We start from the raw sequence: 20,164 nt of genomic DNA, 5'->3' as shown, positions 1-20,164 counted from the left end.
AATTAATTGTAACGGTGGGGATGAAAATGTTAGAGCAACTCATAATTGAATTGGCTAAATTAACGGAGCAGGTTGAAGATATAAATGGTGATAAAACTTATTTGGTTATAAATAAAGATGATGAAAGATTATACGTTGAAGCTAAATTTTCACGTGAGCAATATGAAGAGGAAGCATCACCTTATTTTAAAGTGAGTTTTGAGATTCTTAAGGATGCTTGGAGAAAATTTATTGCTATGCGTACAGTAAAGAGTGAAAATTTTGGACAAGCGGGTGAATGTAATACTTTCTTGGTAGCTTTCTTTTCACAGCTTCCATTTGTGGATGTAAAGGAATCGGGAGCTATTACATTTAAAGAATTCAAAACCGATAATCTACCAAGCGAAAAATACAATAAAGTCATGCTCTTTTTAGAAGAGATCATGAATGGTACATATAATCCAAGTACGTTACGTGAACAAACGGATGAAAGTTTATATAGAGTGAAATCTAATGCGCGCCAAGATTTAAGATTGTTGGGCTTTTTGAATGAATCTCATGAAATGAATCAGCTGCTATTAAGCGAATGTGTTCAATCGGAAGATAAGAAAAACTACATGGCACAGTTAGTTTTAAAACAAGAATATTTTCGTCATGCTTTATTTGTTCTTGGGTTGTTAGAGAAGTATTCAAAGGATGAAAAGAAAGCAGCTCTAGTTGATTTTGGAATGACGATTGTTCGAAATTCATTAGGGGATAATTTGATGGTTGAATCAGTGGCGAAGAGGCGTACGGGTAACTTACTGGATTGGCTGGAACAAGTAGGACTAATTAATGATGAATGGACTCCAACTGAACAATACATAAAAAAGAGTGAAAAAAAGGGCGGTAATATGAGTAGTAGTTTACGTGAAGGCTTTTTAAAGATAATGAAAGAATATTTGGATGCAAAAACAGAAAAATTTGCAGGACATAAATTAGGATTAACAGTCCGAAATGATATAGCAACAGAGATCATTCGTTTACCATTTATAAGTGAGAAGCAGTACAGTGTGATAGGGTCAGTCGGAAAAGGGAATTGGGCAACAGTTCCGTGGATTGCGTTAATGCATAGAGATATTACAACATCGACACAGAGAGGGTATTATATCGTCTATTTATTTAGTGAAGATATGCAACGATTGTATTTAACCATCGGACAAGGTGTGACGGAAACGTCTAAAGAAGAGATGCAAAAAATTAAAGAAGAGATTCGTGAGCAAATACATATGTCCCAAAAGGTGAAAAAAGATGATGATATTTTCCTAGGGACAAGCCCAAAAGCGAAAGGATATGCGAATTCAACAGCGGCTTATATTGCGTACGATGCTAATAAAATGCCAAGCGAGAAAGAGTTAGTTGAAGACTTAGAAGAAATGTTTCGTTATTATGAGGGGTTCATAGCTTATAAAGAGGAAGGAACGAAGTATGAAATGATTTATGAGAGGAAAGAAGTGTATTTAGATCAGCAATCCATTATTGATCATGTGTCTTCTTATATTCAAAGTAAAGGTTTCTTTTATGAGAAAAAGGATCTTATTAACTTCTTCCTTTCATTAAAGACGAAGCCATTTGTAATTTTATCAGGTATTTCAGGTACAGGGAAAACGAAAATTGTGCAGTGGTTTGCGGAGAGCTTAGGAGCAACGGAAGAGAATGGACAATTTACGCTTATTCCGGTTCGACCTGATTGGAGTGATAGTTCTGATTTGCTTGGTTATGTGAACCTTCAAGGGGAGTTTCAAGAAAGACCGTTAATTAAGGTGCTTGAATTTGCAGGTGCAAATCCAAATAGACCTTATTTTGTAGTATTGGACGAGATGAACTTAGCTCGGGTGGAATACTACTTTAGTGATTTTTTAAGTGTAATTGAAAGTCGTAAATGGAAAGATGGAAAAATTGTTACGTCACCAGTACTCCCAGAATCAATTACGAATAAGCACGTTATAATTCCATCAAATGTATATATTATCGGAACTGTAAATATGGATGAAACGACACATCCGTTAAGTAAGAAAGTATTAGATCGTGCGAATACAATTGAGTTTAATACCGTTAACTTAGATTATTTTAATTTCTTAATGGATGTAGAAGAGAAGGAAGCTGAAACTGCTTCAAATCGCTCTTTAGAAACTGAGTATCTTCATCTAAAGGAATGTTTTAAAGAAAACGAAGATCTTGTGAGAAATATATCGAACATTTTAATAGAAATAAATAAAATACTTGAATCAGTAGGTGCTCAAGTTGGATACCGTATACGAGATGAAATTTGTTTCTATATGGCATACAACGAACAAGGAAAGTTATTGTCATTCGATGAAGCACTTGATTATCAAATATATCAAAAGATTTTACCGCGTCTTGCAGGAAGCGATGGAAGAACAGAAGAGGTATTAAAGCAATTGTATGTATTATGTGCAAATGAAGAATATGATAGTGGCAATAATGACGCGTCCTATGCTAAGTATCCTCGTTCAGCTAATAAGCTGTCTCATATGTTAAGGAGGTTCGAGTATGATGGTTTCACCTCTTTCTGGATCTAATAATGAGATAGAGCTAGTTAAGATTGAAACAGAGGAGCTATCATTGACGATTAAGGGAAATCCTTATCATGAAAAATATGAGAGTTTAAAAGAATATCATGCTATGAACGCGGATGAAATGATGTATTTTCATGTAGATGGGAAGACGGAATCTGTTTCTGTATTTGATGCGAGACTGCGGAGATTAGATAAATGGAACGAACATCCGCCGATCTTTTTTGAAAATAAAAGTTATCAGCTTGTTGTTGTTCCGAAAAATAACAAGCAGCTCTCTTTTTATCATGAACATCCGGGTTTTCGAAAACAAGTTAGTTCTATTCAAATGGGGTCACTTCATGTGTTAATGGGGAATCTTTCATTTCCAAATGAAGTAGGGAATACAACGTTTGAAATTAAAGATGATCAAAATACTTTATTAACTGTTACATTTGAAGTTTTCCCGGCAAAACTTGATTATAAGGATGATTACAGAGCCTTATTAGATGAAGTAAATGATGAAATTTATAATTTAGCGTTTCATTTATTAAAGAGAACTTACTTAGGAGCATCTGCAATTTACGCTACCAATCCATCGAAGAGTGAGTTTTATCGTATTTTAAATGATTCCTTTGAGCGTTTTATGAAGTCAATCTCTCATATTAAAAGACAACCGCATCATACGCTTATGACTAGACATCAACTTGTACGAGGAGAAAAAATTCGTAAATTGGATTCTGTCGGAATGAACTATTTGCGAAAGCGACCACACTTGCTGCAAGGAGAAAACAATATACCGACTAAAGGCATTACAGCTTATAAGGAAGTTTCTTATGATACGCTGGAAAATCGATTTGTTAAATGGATGGTTCAAAGAGTTATACATAAAATAGATGATTTACTTAAGGCGTTAGAGCCAAAGTCTAGGTATACACGTGGTGAAACTGATGAAGATTTGCTAGAACGTGTAAAAAATATGAAGTATCGAATGAAAAATGAATTGAACGATCCATTTTGGAGAGCAATCGGAAAATTAGATCGATCAGTTTTTTCACTCGTTATCCAAATGGCAGCAGGCTATAGAGATGCGTATCAAATCTTCTTAATGCTATCGCGAGGTTTAACATTACGAGGGCAAATTTTTAAAATGTCGGTAAAAGATGTCGCAAGGTTATACGAATATTGGACGTATTTAAAGCTTGGACAAATTTTATCGAAAAAGTATATACCACTCCATCAAGATGTTATTCAAGTTAAGCAAGATGGTTTATTCGTAACGCTTGATGAAAGTAAAACTGCGAAAAGAACGTTCAAACATCCGGAGACAGAAGAGGTAATTGAACTTTACTTCCAAAAAAGAAATGGTCAACTGCCAACAGTTACACAAAAGCCAGATACGATGCTCGCTATTGAGAAAAAGGGAAAGAGCTACCAATACCAATACATTTTTGATGCGAAATATAGAATTGATTTTGCTGAAAGATCTCATTATAAAAGGAAGTATGGCGCCCCTGGCCCAATGGAAGAAGACATTAATACAATGCACCGCTACAGAGATGCATTAGTAGTGGAACAAGAGGGACCTTTTGAGCGGACAGCTTACGGAGCGTACGTATTATTCCCATGGAACCAAGAGGAAGCGTACGAAAACCATCCATTTTATAAAAGTATCGAAAAAGTAAATATCGGTGGCTTCCCATTCTTACCAAACGCAACAAGACTAGTCGAACAATTTTTAGACCATCTCATCGAAAAGAGCCCAGAAGAAATTATAAAAGAAGGCATTCTTCCAAGAGGCACAAAAGAAGAATGGCACTCTTCACTAGAAGAAAAAGTATTAGTGGGTAGCGTAAAAACTGAAAGTGAATATGAAACATATAGAAAGAATGGTTTATACCAGCTATCAGTCACACAACTAAAACCAGGATGGCAAGAAGCAAAGTACATAGCATTATATGCACCGAAAAAATGGCATGGAGAAAAAGGTGGCATTCAATACGTAGCCAAAATCAAAAATATTCAAATGCAACAAAACAATGAATATGTACATTTCGAACTAGAGCCATGGAAAAAATTAGACCACCTCATCCGCCCAGTCGGATATGGCATTCAAACATACACAATAACAACTATGTCACTATTAAAAGAAGTAAAAGAACTCCCAGAACTCTTCATGAAATCGAAAGAAGAACGAACTCTTTGGAAAACGCTGCGTCGTTTTACGAAACAGGTTAAGGTTGAGCTGGATCATCGTAATTTAGATGAGGCCTCTACTATTAAAAGTTATTATGTGCAGGATGTTCAGATTTGGGTTGATTATGAGAATGAGGTTGTTATGGTAGGGAGAGATGGGCGAGTTAAGGAAGTTCCTTTGGAGTTGGTTGTTGGGAGAGGTTCGATGTTGTTTAGGAAGGTTTTAGAGGTGTTAAATGTTGGGGAATAGCGCTTAGATAAAAAGTTGATTAAATCATGGATAAGGGGCTAAGTTCATTTTTGCATGGGACAAATGAGTTTAGGTGAAGTGGAGAAATTGTTAAAAATATTGGTTAGATAAAGTGTATTTTTACAAATAAAGTGGATGTAAATTTAAATGATGACCTCCACCCTGTCAAGGTGGCGCTCTCCCTGTGGGGCTACGGAAGAAATGTTGATTTAAAGGTGTTTTTAAGGGTCTATATAAATGTACTTCTATTAAAAAGGAAATGGTTATTGTAAGTTCTGTGACCATTTGTGACCACAAAATTATGTTCTTAACTGTCTGTATAATGGTAAAGGGAATGAGGTGACTCATTCCTTTTTTGTGTAGTGGGGGCTATTTTTTTATTTTTAGTTTTTTCCTTCCGTATAGGGAATTATATTAATTAAACGACTCATTCTATATCCCTCAATTTTTTAGGTTAGATTCACCATCTGTTGAAGTGGTCTTTTTTTGAGGGGATGCATCACTTCCAATTCATTCGGTTGTTCAAAATGTTTTTAATCCTAGCGGAACGGAATCACCTCTTTATAAAACGTTAAATTTACAACAATATGTTATTCAAGTACTTCAATTATTTAAGTTTCATACTGTCAGGTTATACTTTTGTGTTTTTTACCGTTATAGTATAGTCAAGTTACTTATCCTTTATATTGATATAAGATTTAGAAATATAAAAAAGCAAAATTTTCTTAAAGATGTGTTTTGTTATTGAAATCACAGTGGGACGTTTCCTTTTCAGATATTTAGTGCAATGGCCGAATTTGAACGAGAAATTATTAATGAATGAGTTGTTAGTGATATAGTTGCAAAAAAGGCAAGAGGTTGAATGGGCGTAAGAAGGTTAGCAAATTGAGGATGATGAAAATACTCGAGATAGGATATAGTAGAGGTACAAGAGATGTCCAATGTATTCAAGACTACAATGTATTGGTATAGGCTATCAAAAGAACATGGATAAGTTTATTATAATTTCTAGGCAAATAAAATAATCTTTCACCAGATGTTTAGAAAATTATGCAATAAGACTTAAATTTAAACGACGTTATTGTTATATTTTTAAATGAATTATTTATTAAAATCTAATCTCATCTTAAAATCAGAAAGGGGTTAGGTGTACTTTAGGTTTTAAAATTAAATAATATTATTGTCACTTTTCAGATATTCAACAACGGGGCGTAGTTGCGTAACAATACAGGTAGAAAGTGACCAAACTTATTTATAAAAAATCACCCTAGGGAAATATTAAAAAAAGAGGAGTGGTGGTAGTGTCTAAGGTTATTGTTGAATTATTAAGAAAATATATTGAGGAGATTGAACGACAATATGAGAGTAATGCGACAGATACAGATAAGAAAATTTTGAGTGAAGCAAAAATTAGTTTAAATGATATAGCTATTAAAAATGATGATCCCCCAGTATTTGAAGAGTTAAATACATTGTCACTTTCAGTTTTTATTAGCATAATAGAAGAAATATTTATGAAACTTCCTGAATTAAAATCACTAATGAAGCATGCTGCTAAAGGTGCTAATTTTGCTATTGCTCACTTATTTGATGTCAAAGGAATTGAGGAAGATCCATACTTTGCAATCAGTAGTAACAATATTGATTTTTCTAGTGAATCTATTAAAATAATACAAGATAATAGAGTAAAAGTAGCGATAGGGGATGAAATAGAAGAACATGCTCCGCATCAACGATTGCATGTGAAAAATCTTCAATTTTATACTCCGACTAAACTAGCAAGGGGATTTGCGGATAAAAGTTGTGCCGAGAGAAAGATAGTAGCCTACCTTTTGAAAGAAATTAAGGATAAAAATATTTTTGAATTAAAGAATGGAACGCTTTCTATATATACCAAATATGAACCTTGTTTCTATTGCTATAATTTATTAGATACTTTCAGAAAGGAATATAGTGTGGAGATATATCTGATCTATAACGAAATGGCGTTACAAATGAAAGAAGAGTTTAAAGATGATAGTATTATAGTTGAGCAAATCGATGAACTATTGGGGTTGTTTAAAGAATAACGGGACAGCATAGTTAAATGAAAATAGATGAAAATCAGGTATAATCATTCAAAGATAGAATTTTTTCTTAAGCCAATGGGTAGCTTTAGTTGAACAAGAGGAACAAAAAATAATCAATCTTTTTTATACAAGATTGATGCAATAGAATATGTAAAGAGCGTATTTTAATTAAGCTTTTTTCAAATTACGCTCTTTCCTATCTGTGCGTTTATAAAGGGTTATTAATATTATTTTAATAAAACTGTATTTAAAAGCTGTATATTGAACTGAATATAAATCTTCATACATCTTCAGTCGTGTCAAATTGGTGTAAGTAAACTTTTAAATACTAAATTCTTTTTTATTGAATTTCAATAGGTAAAGCTAAATATTAATAATAATATTGATATATAATTACATTAATAAAATTAATAATAATTAGTATTAACCAAAATGAAGAAGAAAAGAATTTTCCCCTATAATTTCTTGATACCGTTCAACAGAATAATAAAATGTTGTTTTCTTCAATTTAGCACGTCCCATTGCTTGGACGGCTGTGATTTTTCCTTTTTTCCATGTTTGATAAGCTTCAACAAACTTTTCTGTAATCTCCGTTCTAGTTCTCCCTAAGTGTTTCCCTTCTTTTTTAGCCAGTTCAATACCTTCTCGTTGTCTTTGTTATATTATATTTTGTTCTTCTTCAGCTCACCAAGAGAGCAGCTGGAGTGTAAGGTCTGTTACTAGGTTTCCTATGCTATCTTGATATTTAGTTGTATCTAATAGAGGCATTTCGAGTACTACAATATTCGCTTCAATGTTTTTAATAATTTCTCTCCATTCAATTAAAATAGCTTCTTTATTACGGCCGAAGTGGTCCAAGGAATGAATATATAGTATGTCCCCTTTGCACAGCATACGTTTCAGTAACTGATATTGATCGCGGTTAAAATCTTTCCCACTTTGTTTATCAATAAATATGTCGCGTTCTTCAATTCCTAACTTTCTCATGGCTTCGAATTGGCGTCCTTCATTTTGATCTTTGCTACTGACACGTACGTATCAAAATTTTCTTCTCTCCATTCTACTCATTCCTATTTTAATCTATAAATATTATATCAAAGACGTTCCAAAAAGTGGTGTCAATAAAAGGACGTTCAAAAATGACTAATTCACTCTTTTTGAACGTCTTTTTTCTAAAAAAGGAGAGGAATTTGCGTTTTTCGTAAAGGTACACTTTTGTGAACAATCAAACTTAAGAAATAAAGATTCTTAGTATGAACTATATATTGTATGAAAAATTAGATAACTAATAAAAAATTTTTTTGAGTAAAGACAAAGTGATGAAATAACAAGCTCAGTGTATAAATTCAATATAGGGGACTCCTTGATTATGCTATTACTGATTTGAAGTAAGGATTGATAATTTTAAAAAAGATTGATCGAAGTCCTGTTTAACGCGGTATTATTTCTTATTAACAATTAAAGGAGAAGCGCATTTTAATAATATTACATAGGTACAAAAAAACACATAACATATAAATGTTAAAATTAATTTTTAATCCAAAAATGTCTCCTGAATATACTGAGTGGGGTATGCAAAAGAATCTTCATTAGAATGCAATGGTTTTCTAAATGAATTGAATACAGATTAATGTTATTGACCTTTTTAGTACCTAATAAATCAAGCTGTTATATCTTTTAGATTATTTAAATTGGAGGTTATGATAGAATATTAAGTTAGATAGTTCTAAATATTGGATAAAAAAATGAGGGGGATTAAGAAAATGGATAATTGGAGAGAAGGATTAACAAGAGATGATCTGTTTGACGCTTTAAATGAACTTTTCTATCGTGATTTGGAGTCTTGGTTTGATTCAAGTATTTTTTATTGTGACAGTTGCGTTGAGGATTTTATAAAGAAATGGCCAGGCATTTATAGCTGGGATGAGGATTTTCAAAGAAATTCCATACAACTCGATGTATTTTATGAGGGTAGTCGTTTAGGAGAATTTTTCTCAAAAGAAGAATTTATTGACCTATTTAAAGACATAAAATGTCCAAATTGTGGTGGTAGAGTGTCTGGTAATATATGGCCATATGATATGAGTTTTGATGTCCCAGATAATTTTGAAGAGTATATTGATGAAATTGCTATACTCGCGGATGAGACTCCTTTTCTATTATTAAGTCATCCCTTTGCTAAGGAAGTTTATAACGAAATAAAAGCTTTATCAAAGACAATTACAACTTCAAAACTTAGCCGCCCTCTATTTCGAGCACGAGTGTACAAAAAAGGAACAATTTATAATGAAGGCGACTTCTTATCTCCAAATAAGAAAGATATAAAAGAAGGTAGATACAACCATGCAGGTAGAAAGGTTCTTTATTTAGCAGAGGATGAACCAACTTGTTATTTTGAAATGAGAGCCCCTAAAGAGGGAATTATGCTAGCAAAAGTTAAAATTCCAGAACATCTGAAAATACTGGACTTATTGGATAAAGGTTTGGAGGGAAATAGCATCATTCAAGCGATAAAGCTATCCTCATTACTAAGTTCCCCAGATGAAGGAGAGGGTTGGTATAAACCACATTATGTTTTTACAAGGTTTGTAGCGGATGTAGCAAAGTCTGTGGGATTTGAAGCTATACGTTACCCTAGTGTTCGACTTAATCAAGGAAACAATACTGTAGTTCTTGATTATGAAAAGATAAAAGATAAAACCAAAATAATAGATTTTATATATGTTACGGAGGATAAGATTAATTCTAATACCATTAATCTGTGGAGACAAAACTAGCTATTTCAATTTAGTAAACTAAATTTGATTTTTTCTATTTAAGTAAAGGGTGCAATTCTTGAAAGAGAATTTTATCTTTATTTCCATGGGATATATTATTTAAATGAAGGTAAGATTATAGGGAGAGGCGAATTTATTAATAATTTTTACGAGGTGATTAAATGGAAGTATTTTTTTCACGACCGGGGAAAAAAGGAGAAATTAGAGAAAGAATTATTACTGACATAAAATATGCAAGGAAAAGAATGTTAATATCGATATATTCATTGACGGACCCCGAAATCGCTCAAGTGATAGAGGAATCAAAAGCTTTTGATAGAAGAATCCAAAGTTTTTGATAGAAGAATCGTCTATAACTATACAGTTGATTTAGAAAAAACGCGTATTAAAAAAAAAATTACGCCACTAATAAAGGATAAGGAATTTATTAAAGAAAATTGTGCATCTCTGGGTAATGCTTATAGTCAAATGCACCACAAGTTTATTATTACAGATGATGTTTTATGGACTGGTACTTACAATTTATCTTACAATGCTAATTGTAATAATTGGGAGCATATGATTCGAATAACCGATAAAAATGTTATAAGGGAATTCATGAGCGAATTTGATAAGATGTTTGTTTTTTCTAAAGCCATTCAAGATAAATTGAATCAAAATACATGTATTGACTGTGGAGAAGTAGTGGAAGACCCGTTTGAACATTATCGAATAAAATACTTAACTGTGCATAGTAATGAGATTACTATAAAAAAAGAAAGTTCTAGTTTCTATGATGAAGAACAAATTATGATAGTTCCTGAAGATAGACATAATGAGGATGCTTTTATTATTTCAAACGATATAGAATTTGAATATAGGGCTGAATGTTTAAAAGGTATAAAGCAGTATGAATGGGCAGAATGTTGTAAATGCAAAACTAAAGGAATAAAGGAAAATATGCATCGGGTTGAAAGGAGAGTTTTAAATAGAGTTAAAAAAGCGGTGGAGTCCCAATGGCAAGAATTGGGGTTAGCTAGTTTTGAAATACATCCTGACCAAATTACATGTTTGGAGTGTTTACATTCTATAATAGTTGAGACATCCAAATTAAATATGCCTAACTCAAATGAGCAAATCCCTTTTAGTTACCCTAGTTTTAGCTATGATCCTGAATCGTAAAGATGGCTCTTAATTGCTCTTTAATAAGGGGGATTTCTATTAAACGAGTATATTTGTAGAATTACATAGTACAAAATTATCGAACTTTTTTATAAAAACTAAATACTAAATTAAAAAGAAAGAATCCATTTGATCAATTTGTTTTCAAAATGGATTTTTTGAATTCATTGTAGAATTAGGGCTTGTGGGATATTTTTGATATAACTTTGTTTCAAAGTTATATCTTGCTTTTTTAAGAAGAAATATACAGTTTTATTATTAGGTATACTAATTGAATATTACTACTTTAACTCATAAGGACACACCNNGGTGTGTCCTTATGAGTTAAGAAAGATTTTATTAAAATATAAAAATAATTTAATTAACGAAATTATTATTGAATGATTGTATCACGTGCTTTTTTTTGTATTTTACGAATAGATATCTAAATTTATTTCTATGTAAATGGGGCTAAAGGGTTTAGGTAACATATAAAGAAATCAGAGTGACTATCTATGTTACTAAGTAATAACTATTTCTTTCATGATTACACATCAATCAAGTAAATCGTAGCAATGGTTAAACAAATTTTTGGAGGGGACCGCCTGAAATCCAACAATATTCTACCTAAAACATCGTTATGGAGGTTAGTTTATGGCATTAATATTTGGATATTAATTGGATAATCAGAATGTAGAGTGTATACAAGCTTTATACTTATACCGAGGTACAACTGATAAACAATTAGCAATAATTGTTTATGAACAAGAGGAGTATACTTTATCTCGTGAGAAAAATATTTATAACTCTCTTCGAAAGTTGAAAAATCAAGGGATTGTTCAATCGATTCGTTTACAAGATAATTTTGCGAAAGGCCCTCTATATTATTTAACTTGAATCGGGCATGAATTAGCTATTAGTCTTTTAAATCTAGAAGAGTCAAATGATAGTGATTTGTATGGTGGTTGGATGAGGGAGGGAACTATAGATTTTGAAGGATCTGCAATTTTGGACTTTGAATTAAATAAACCACAATTAAAACAAGTTGCTCATCATCTCATACTTATTGACTTTTTTATTCATTGCTTGAGAATGAAAAATAAAATTTCAGAACATCGATTAAATTTATATGCTGCGATTTATACTATTGAAATTGACATGGGCACTGAGACGAGTGAACAGCTAAAACAAAAATTTCGAATGTATTATCAAGAAATTACTTATCTGAATTCTTAAAAAAAACGGTTCCAAACGGTATATTGTTTATTGTTGAAGTTACCTTTATGTGAGCTTATAAAAGTGGAAAAATTCTATCCAATTGAATCATTCCAAGTTGTTTATGCATTCAAAAACCCCATTCTTTACAAGGTTTTTATGGAAACGGTAAAAGAAGAAATTGGGTGTTATCCGCCGTCCATGTGTACGAGTAGGCATTTTTCTTATGCATTGTGGAAATTCTTCGATAAATTTATCCTATTTAACCCTTCAGGATCCTGAAGGGTTAAAAATGAATGACAAGCTATATAATCGCTACGGAGAAGTGATTCAACCGATTGCTTACTCTAAAGGGTTATATCAAGAGCAATAGTCGGATAAGTAAATCCATCGTAATCGACTAAAGCAATTAGATAATCTTACTGATGGTGTCCTAAAGGAAATAGGTGAGTTGTTAAAGGAAACACCCCAGGCATCTTCTAAGAAAACTTTCTTGAAGCTTGCTTAGAAGATGCTCTTAGTCAATTTATACGGCAAGTAAAAATTTTTTCAAAGGAGGTATCGGAGTCATTACTTTAAAAGGAGTTTTTAGAATGTGTTTAATGAATATGAGCGATTAGTAGACTTTAAGTGCGACACAGTGAAGTGAAATATATAAAGTTGAATTTTAAAGAAAGAAGCACTCATTATTTGAGCGCCACTTTCTTAAAAAATGCAAAATATCTTGTACTAGGTTTATCAATGAGTAATTGGTATCTATAAGAACTAAAGATAGAAAAGATATAAAATCATTGGACATAAGTAAATAATTAATCAAGTTTGTGAAGTACAATGTCTAAAGTAATCAAACTTTTTATAGAAGAAAAACCAAACGGAGGAAAACCCACATGCCAACCTATAACAAACTAATCCGAAACAAAATCCCACAAATAATAAAATCCAACGGAAAAACACCCACAACAAGAACCCTACCCGAAGATGAATACATAGAGGAACTATGCAAAAAAACACAAGAAGAACTAACCGAATATCTAGAAGCAGACACAAAAGAACACAAACTCGAAGAACTATCCGACCTCCTAGAACTAATCAACGCCCTAGCGGAACACGAAGGCACAACACTAGAAGAAATCAACAACATCCGAAAAAAGAAAGCAGAAGAGCGAGGTGGCTTTTTAGATCGAGTGTTTCTAATTGAAGTAACCGATAACTAGCCCCTCCTAAGCCTCTTAGAAGCCCCTACCAAGTAATAAATCACTAAGAAAAAACATAACAAAACAAAAACACCAACAAACACCGTAGTAGGAGTCGAAAAAAATTTTGAAATAACACGCCAAAAACCCAGCCCTCCTTCCTATATATAGTACAAAGAGGAAAATTTCATTTTTGAACGGAGACGGGAGGAATTAGGATGGCGGTGTATCGTACTGTGCAGGTGAATTTTTGGCAGGATGATTTTGTTTTGGATTTGACGCCGGAGGAGCGGTATTTTTATGTTTACTTATTAACTTGTTCGAAGACGACGCAGTGTGGGATTTTTCCTTTTCCGAAGCGATTAGCTGAGATGGAGACGGGTTATAATCGGGAGACTGTTGATAAGCTTGTGCAGCGCTTTGTTGATTATGGGAAGATTCTGTATGATGTGGATACGCGAGAGTTATTCGTTTTAAATTGGCTTCGTTATAATCCTGTGACGAATATGAATGTGGAGAAGTGTGTACTTCGTGAGCTGAAGGGTGTGAAGAATAAGGAGTTTGTACATATGTTTCTTCAGAAGTGCGTTGAGGAAGAGATGAATGTTCCGATGCTTTTAGCGCATTTCGGTATGCCGAGTGATTTGGCTGTGGATGATGTTGATCCAGTTTGTGAGGAGACAGAGGCGGAAGAAGAGGTTATAGAGGAAGAAACGGGAAGTCGTGTGTTTTCTTTTTATGAGCAACATTTTAGTAGTTTGTCTCCGCATACGGTGGAGGAATTGAGTGCGTGGATGGAAGATTTATCGGAGGAGCTTGTGCTGAAGGCTCTTCAAATTGCGTTTGAGAATAATAAGCGGACGGTTGCTTATGTGAAGGGGATTTTGAGAGGGTGGCACGGAAAAGGATTTACGAAATTATCTGAGGTTGAGGCGGATACGGTGAGCTTTAGGAAGAAGGAGTCGTCTGTTAGTACGGGAGAGACGGAGGAGTTTTTGGCGAGGTGTGAGGAGTGGGAGAAGAATGCGCCGTCTGAGGAAGAACTGCAGCGCTTTTTAGCGGAGCGCGGGTGGCGGCCATGAGTATTCAAAATGTGGAGGCGGAGAAGACGGTGTTAGGTTCTCTATTAATTGATGGAGAGCTTATTAAGGAGTGCCGTTTGACGGAGCATTATTTTTCTATGTCAGTACATAAGTCTATATTTCAGTTAATGCGAAAGATGGAAGGAGAGGGGCAACCGATTGATCTTGTGACGTTCATTTCTAGGGTAGATCCGAAGTTTTTAGAGGGGATCGGGGGAATGGAGTATTTTATAGGGTTAATGGATGGTGTGCCTACTACTAGAAACTTCTCATATTATGAGGGGCTTGTTCGAGGTGCCTGGAAAATGTATCAGGCGGGTGTTCTAGGGCACAAGATGGGGGAGCGTCTTATTGCGGAGAAGAATGAGAAAATTATAGGTGAGACGATTACAGCACTTTGTGAGTTAGAGGAAAAAGACTCTGTATGTGAGTTTGATTTGAAGGATGCGTTAGTTGATTTATATGAAGAGCTTCATCAAGATGTAAAAGAGATTACAGGTATTGAGACTGGTTATACATCGTTAAATAAAATGACGTGCGGATTGCAGGAAGGTGATTTTGTCGTTCTTGGTGCGCGTCCTTCTATGGGGAAGACTGCGTTTGCGCTAAATGTTGGACTGCATGCGGCGAAGTCTGGAGCGGCGGTTGGATTGTTTTCGTTAGAGATGAGTAGCAAACAATTGTTAAAAAGGATGGCTTCTTGCGTAGGGGAAGTGTCAGGAGGTAGGCTGAAAAATCCGAAGCACCGTTTTGCGATGGAAGACTGGGAAAGGGTGAGTAAGGCGTTTTCGGAGATTGGTGAGTTACCACTTGAGATTTATGACAATGCAGGGGTTACGGTGCAAGATATTTGGATGCAAACGCGTAAGTTAAAGAGGAAGCACGGTGATAAAAAGATTTTAATTATTGTAGATTACTTGCAGCTGATTACGGGTGATCCGAAGCATAAGGGAAATCGATTTCAAGAGATTAGTGAGATTTCTCGTAAGCTTAAGTTATTAGCACGTGAGTTAAATGTTTGTGTAGTAGCGTTATCGCAATTGTCTCGTTCTGTAGAGTCACGTCAAGATAAACGCCCTCTTTTATCTGATTTAAGAGAAACAGGACAAATTGAGCAAGATGCGGATGTCATTATGCTTATGTATCGCGAGGATTATTACGATAAGGAAACGATGCAGAAAGAGATGACGGAGATTCATGTGGCGAAGCATCGGAATGGGCCTGTGGGGAGTTTTAAGTTGAGGTTTTTGAAGGAGTTTGGGCGGTTTGTGGAGATTGGATGATAAAATAGCAGAAGGCATATAAAAAGGTAAAGGAGTGGTTACGGATGACAAAAGTAGGTCGTTTATATGAACAAGAGAAGCAAGAAGAAATTGATAAAGCACTTTCGGCAGCTGGAATGCTCTTTAAAGGAATGAGTGTAGAAGAAATAGCTAAAAAATTAGATGTAACAATTGAAAAGGTGAAAGAGTGGGAGAAGCGTTTATCTCATTAATCGCTGGGGTAATGGCAGCGTCTGTATAAATTTATACAAAAATAGCCGAATATTTACTATATAATAGTCGGCTATTTTTGTACGGAGAAGTTGTTAGGTTTAATACGCAAATCTTTTGGTTTGCTCTTGAATATGTTCCTCATTTCCCCATAAAGAAAGATTTTCTCTCTGCAGTAATCCATTGTTGCAAGTCATCTTGGCTACGTCGGACAAGTCGATTTACTAAAACATCATGCCATACATAATCCTCTAATAAGTATATATGAACGGGGTCATCTGTATAAAAAGCAATATTACGCTCTTCAAGTGATGGTCCATAAATCATCTCTTTAGAATCTATCGATACAATAAACCAATGTTCTGTAGACAAGGTTTCTGTATAAGGTGTTATGCGATGGGCTTCTAGATTTTTAATGGGATTTTCAACATGTAGGGTAATACCTTGTATTGTAACTTTATCAGCTACTTCAGATAAATCTTCTTTTAACGCTTCATACATCTCATCCCACATTGAAATGACAATACGTCGTTCTGCTTTTTTTATTAATGCCTGACAATAGCTAATGATTGTTTGATTGTCTTTTAAAGTAATCACTCGATTATCCGTTTTTTCCTCGGAAGTTTCTAGTGTTTTTAATGAATCACTGATTCCTTCATAAGTAGACTGCCATTCTGTTTGCGCCTTCTGTAAAAAGATTTCAACAGGTAGAGGTGAATAGCGAGTGGTGTCATTTATTTCTTCCTTCATGACAATTCCTTTTTCTACAAGGTTACCTAAAATCTCATAAATTCGCGCTCTTGGGACACCCGAATCCTTACTCACTTGGTAGGCTGTGACAGGCCCTTGTTTAACAAGAGATACATAAGATTTAGCTTCATATTCATTGAAACCAATTTTTTTAAGCTGTTGCACTATGTAGTCCACTTTTTTCGTCCTCCGATGTTTGCATTTATATTTCAACGTTACAATAACTGTTTACATTTAGCAAATTATTAGTTACTATTCGAATAGTGACTAAAGGGGAGGTTAACAATATGGATTTTTATTTAGACCCATCCGTATTAATTATTTTGATTGCTTTTGGATTTTTAGCTGCATTTATTGATTCAGTTGTAGGTGGTGGTGGACTCATTGCTTTACCAGCTTTATTATTTACAGGGCTGAATCCAGCAAGTGCAGTAGCTACGAATAAACTAGCGTCGACAATGGGGTGTGCAACTAGTAATATTGTGTTTTATCGTTCTGGTAATCTTGATTTGAAATCGGCGTTTAAATTAGTTCCGCTCACTTTCATAGGTTCCATAATAGGGGCATGGACCGTTCATTTAATGAATCCAGAAGTACTGAAGCCATTGATGTTGATTATGCTTGGTGCGGTCGCTATTTATACGATATTCAAAAAGGATTGGGGTAGTATTTCCACTCATAAGAAATTGTCTGGTCGACACGTCATTATTTTTACCTTTTTTATTTTTGCTATTGGTTTTTATGATGGATTTCTAGGTCCTGGAACAGGCTCGTTTTTAATGTTTTCTCTTTTATTTATTGGATATGATTTTTTAAAAGCAGCAGGTAATGCGAAGCTTCTTAATTTAGGAAGTAATGTTGGTGCATTGTTGATGTTTATGTATGTAGGGCAAGTAAACTATGCATATGGTTTTATAATGGGGATTGCTCAAATTGCTGGAGGGATTGTTGGCTCCAAATTCGCTATAAAAAAAGGAAGCGGGTATGTGCGTGCTCTTTTCATTACAGTAACTTGCTTATTGTTAGCGAAAAATCTGTATGACTATATTCAGTAAGTAATTAAAGAACGTAGAAAAGGTTAAATACGCAGATTACATAAAATATAAGAAGACACTAAGGAGAAAATTCCTTTTAACATTTTTTAGATGCTACCTTGTTTGAAGATAGCATCTAAAAAGAAAATCTAAGTGAAGAGAATGAAAATAATATAAACTCATATTTTTCTGGGGTATGTTTATTGATTATATTGAAATGTTTACTCTATATTCTTCTTATAATTAGGCCTCAACAAACTCTTAAAATCCAACTCAGCAATTAACACACTCAATAATATAAGCGTAGCCCCTAAGTATCCTTTTCCTGTCAGCGTTTCACCTGTGAAGACGAAAGCAAAGCCTGCGGAAAAGACAGGTTCTAATGAAAAAATAAGACCTGTATGGGTAGGTGTCGTGTATTGCTGGGCAATTACTTGCACGATGAATGCGACTGCGGTGCAAAATATGCTTAAAGCTAATATGATTAGCCATGAGTTGATCGTGCTAGGAAGTTTTGGTGTTTCTATAATGAATGAGAAAATAAGACTAAATAGGCCGACGAAACCGAGTTGTATGACTCCAAGTGCAATGGAATTCACATGTTTCGTTACGCTTCCAGTAATGATGACGTGAATGGCATAAAATAAGGCTGACAGTATGCAAAATATATCGCCGTTACCGATTTTGAATTCGCTAGTTAATGTTAATAAGCCGATTCCTATTATCGTTAAAATGATTCCTACTATAACTTTCTTTTCCGGAATGTGTTTTAAAAATATAGCTGATAATATTGGAATGAAAATGACTGTGAGACATAGTAGGAAACCAGCATTAGAAACACTCGTATACTTTGTACCGAAAGTCGCAAAAATGTAAACGATAAATAAGACAGAAGCGAGTATAAATGCATATTTTACAGTTTTAAAATCGATCTTAAATAAATGTTTGTAAAATATTAAACCTGATAAAAGAAAAGCGATAATAAATCGTAATGCGATTAAATTATATTCTTCTATGCCATCAAGTCCAAGCTTTGTAAGTAGGATGGATGCACCCCAAAAGAATGTAACTAGTAGTAGCCCTAAATCCGCTTTTAATTGCAGTTTCATTTTTATTCCCTCGTTATGTATAAAATTTATAATCCCATACCCCTATCCTCATTTTTTATTTTAATATTAATTCTGAATATTTGTAACTTAAATTTATCGACGTTTTATTTCATTGATTTAATGTTATCCGCCGCGAAAACATTAGCGGAGTTAAATCCAAACATGACGTTCATTTACGTATCTGGTAGCGGAACAGACAGTACAGAATCAAGACGTACGATGTGCGTGAAGTTTCAGCGTATTTTTTGCGGAAGCAACTTCTGGATAAGGACAACAAAAAACCCACTCCGCGCCGTAGGAAGCAAAAGGGTGGGTTTCGTAAAAAATAATAACGTATAATAACCACCACCCTATACGGTAGCAGTTAAGGAAGAGATGTTAGCGCATCTCTTCTTTTTATTATATGCCAATTTATTCGCTGTTACACTTATATAGTATTCTACGGAAAATATATCATATTCCTATTTTGTGGTCAATTTGATCCCGCTTTAACGGGCAGTAAGACCCCCACCTCAAAATTCAGTGGAAACAAAGAAGTTAGGTGGGGGTCGGGCTGTCCGTAAAAGTCCGATTGGTGAGGGCTGATAATCAGTGGGGGATGAACAAAACCCCCCACTGATTAAAGTTTCACTTTATTGCATGATTGAAAAGGTGTAGTCTTATTCCTTTTCAAACTGAAAAATATCCCGATTAATAAGTTGATGGAGATACCTATCCATTTCAGCAGCAGAAACGCTTCTTTTATTTTTAAACCACCATGTGCTTAATGAGGTGATTGCCCCTGAATAAAACTCAATGATTAAATCATTTGGCATCGTATGGTTTTTGCAAAGTTGATTTAATGCTTCTATTTCTTGTTTTCTCGTTTCGTGACTTAAATAATGTGTACGGGTAATAAATTGTTCATCGGACATTTGCGTTTCTAATATTTTACCGATTTCTTCATGATGTAGAAATTGTTCCATTACTTGAAATGGTTTACTTAATCGATCTGAAACCGGTATTTCAGCAATCATCTTGCCGTATCGTTTAAATCCAAATGTTAATAAAGCATCTTTATCTTCAAAGTGTTTATAAAAGGTTGTTCGGTGTACCATCGCGCGGTCACATATTTGGTTAATCGTGATAGTACTATATTTCTGTTTTGATTGCGTCATTAATTCAAATAAGGAATCCCACAGTAATTTATGTGTACGTCTAATACGTAAATCAAGTTGTTTTTCATTATCATTCATCTACAATTCTCCTTTTTTGTAGATTAAATATACAGTGTCTGAAAATTGATTCTCCCTTTTTAATCTACATATGTATATTATATTACA

General features: G+C 34.1%; 15 protein-coding genes and 1 pseudogene. 12 read left to right on the top strand and 4 right to left on the bottom strand.

What is annotated here, in order from left to right; all coding sequences use genetic code 11:
* The first annotated feature begins 26 nt into the window (after positions 1 to 26).
* The 3 genes from COK05_RS16025 to COK05_RS16015 all read left to right on the top strand — a co-directional run bounded on the left by COK05_RS16025 (position 27) and on the right by COK05_RS16015 (position 7,049).
* Entirely contained in the window at positions 27 to 2,561 is a 2,535-nt protein-coding gene (locus COK05_RS16025) for an MrcB family domain-containing protein (RefSeq protein WP_098613362.1), read from the top strand.
* A complete protein-coding gene (locus COK05_RS16020; RefSeq protein WP_141539125.1) occupies positions 2,536 to 4,980 on the top strand; it encodes a restriction endonuclease-like protein in 2,445 nt (814 codons plus the stop codon). Before COK05_RS16025 ends, COK05_RS16020 begins: the two co-directional genes overlap by 26 nt.
* A gap of 1,301 nt (positions 4,981 to 6,281) precedes the next feature.
* A complete protein-coding gene (locus COK05_RS16015) occupies positions 6,282 to 7,049 on the top strand; it encodes a deaminase domain-containing protein (RefSeq protein WP_098613360.1) in 768 nt (255 codons plus the stop codon).
* A gap of 423 nt (positions 7,050 to 7,472) precedes the next feature.
* Here COK05_RS16015 and COK05_RS16010 read toward each other — a convergent pair.
* Positions 7,473 to 8,108, bottom strand: a pseudogene (locus COK05_RS16010) (recombinase family protein).
* 704 nt (positions 8,109 to 8,812) lie between these two features.
* Between COK05_RS16010 and COK05_RS16005 the strand changes: the two are divergent.
* The 8 genes from COK05_RS16005 to COK05_RS31360 all read left to right on the top strand — a co-directional run bounded on the left by COK05_RS16005 (position 8,813) and on the right by COK05_RS31360 (position 15,951).
* The gene (locus COK05_RS16005) at positions 8,813 to 9,826 is read left to right on the top strand and encodes an RES family NAD+ phosphorylase (RefSeq protein ID WP_176539448.1); all 1,014 of its coding nucleotides are present in this window, start codon (positions 8,813 to 8,815) and stop codon (positions 9,824 to 9,826) included.
* A 312-nt stretch (positions 9,827 to 10,138) separates the two neighbouring features.
* A complete protein-coding gene (locus tag COK05_RS16000) occupies positions 10,139 to 10,987 on the top strand; it encodes a phospholipase D-like domain-containing protein (protein WP_098613358.1) in 849 nt (282 codons plus the stop codon).
* Between the two features lie 657 nt (positions 10,988 to 11,644).
* A complete protein-coding gene (locus COK05_RS15995) occupies positions 11,645 to 11,863 on the top strand; it encodes a hypothetical protein (protein WP_098613357.1) in 219 nt (72 codons plus the stop codon).
* A gap of 72 nt (positions 11,864 to 11,935) precedes the next feature.
* Positions 11,936 to 12,202 (top strand): hypothetical protein, encoded by a 267-nt coding sequence (locus tag COK05_RS15990; protein ID WP_098613356.1) that lies wholly within the window; start codon positions 11,936 to 11,938, stop codon positions 12,200 to 12,202.
* Between the two features lie 866 nt (positions 12,203 to 13,068).
* A complete protein-coding gene (locus tag COK05_RS15985) occupies positions 13,069 to 13,395 on the top strand; it encodes a nucleoside triphosphate pyrophosphohydrolase (protein ID WP_098613355.1) in 327 nt (108 codons plus the stop codon).
* A 197-nt stretch (positions 13,396 to 13,592) separates the two neighbouring features.
* On the top strand, positions 13,593 to 14,456 hold the full coding sequence (locus tag COK05_RS15980) for a DnaD domain-containing protein (protein ID WP_098613354.1): 864 nt from the start codon (positions 13,593 to 13,595) through the stop codon (positions 14,454 to 14,456).
* On the top strand, positions 14,453 to 15,739 hold the full coding sequence (gene dnaB, locus COK05_RS15975; RefSeq protein WP_141539120.1) for a replicative DNA helicase: 1,287 nt from the start codon (positions 14,453 to 14,455) through the stop codon (positions 15,737 to 15,739). Before COK05_RS15980 ends, dnaB begins: the two co-directional genes overlap by 4 nt.
* 44 nt (positions 15,740 to 15,783) lie before the next feature.
* Positions 15,784 to 15,951: a hypothetical protein gene (locus COK05_RS31360; protein WP_000169783.1), complete on the top strand. Its 168-nt coding sequence runs from the start codon at positions 15,784 to 15,786 to the stop codon at positions 15,949 to 15,951.
* Between the two features lie 139 nt (positions 15,952 to 16,090).
* On the opposite strand, the gene COK05_RS15965 is transcribed toward COK05_RS31360, so the two are convergent.
* Entirely contained in the window at positions 16,091 to 16,876 is a 786-nt protein-coding gene (locus COK05_RS15965) for a TrmB family transcriptional regulator (RefSeq protein WP_098613352.1), read from the bottom strand.
* Positions 16,877 to 16,986: 110 nt separating this feature from the next.
* Between COK05_RS15965 and COK05_RS15960 the strand changes: the two genes are divergently transcribed.
* Positions 16,987 to 17,754, top strand: a complete 768-nt coding sequence (locus COK05_RS15960; protein ID WP_029441757.1) for a TSUP family transporter — start codon at positions 16,987 to 16,989, stop codon at positions 17,752 to 17,754.
* Between the two features lie 200 nt (positions 17,755 to 17,954).
* Here COK05_RS15960 and COK05_RS15955 read toward each other — a convergent pair whose 3' ends face one another.
* Positions 17,955 to 18,842, bottom strand: a complete 888-nt coding sequence (locus COK05_RS15955; RefSeq protein WP_097888607.1) for a DMT family transporter — start codon at positions 18,840 to 18,842, stop codon at positions 17,955 to 17,957.
* A gap of 659 nt (positions 18,843 to 19,501) precedes the next feature.
* On the bottom strand, positions 19,502 to 20,077 hold the full coding sequence (locus tag COK05_RS15940; RefSeq protein ID WP_098613351.1) for a TetR/AcrR family transcriptional regulator: 576 nt from the start codon (positions 20,075 to 20,077) through the stop codon (positions 19,502 to 19,504).
* Positions 20,078 to 20,164 lie beyond the last annotated feature (87 nt).

The organism is Bacillus cereus (assembly GCF_002567495.1).
In the GTDB taxonomy this organism is placed as follows: domain Bacteria; phylum Bacillota; class Bacilli; order Bacillales; family Bacillaceae_G; genus Bacillus_A; species Bacillus_A cereus_AQ.
This window is presented reverse-complemented; position numbering and strand designations above follow the sequence as displayed.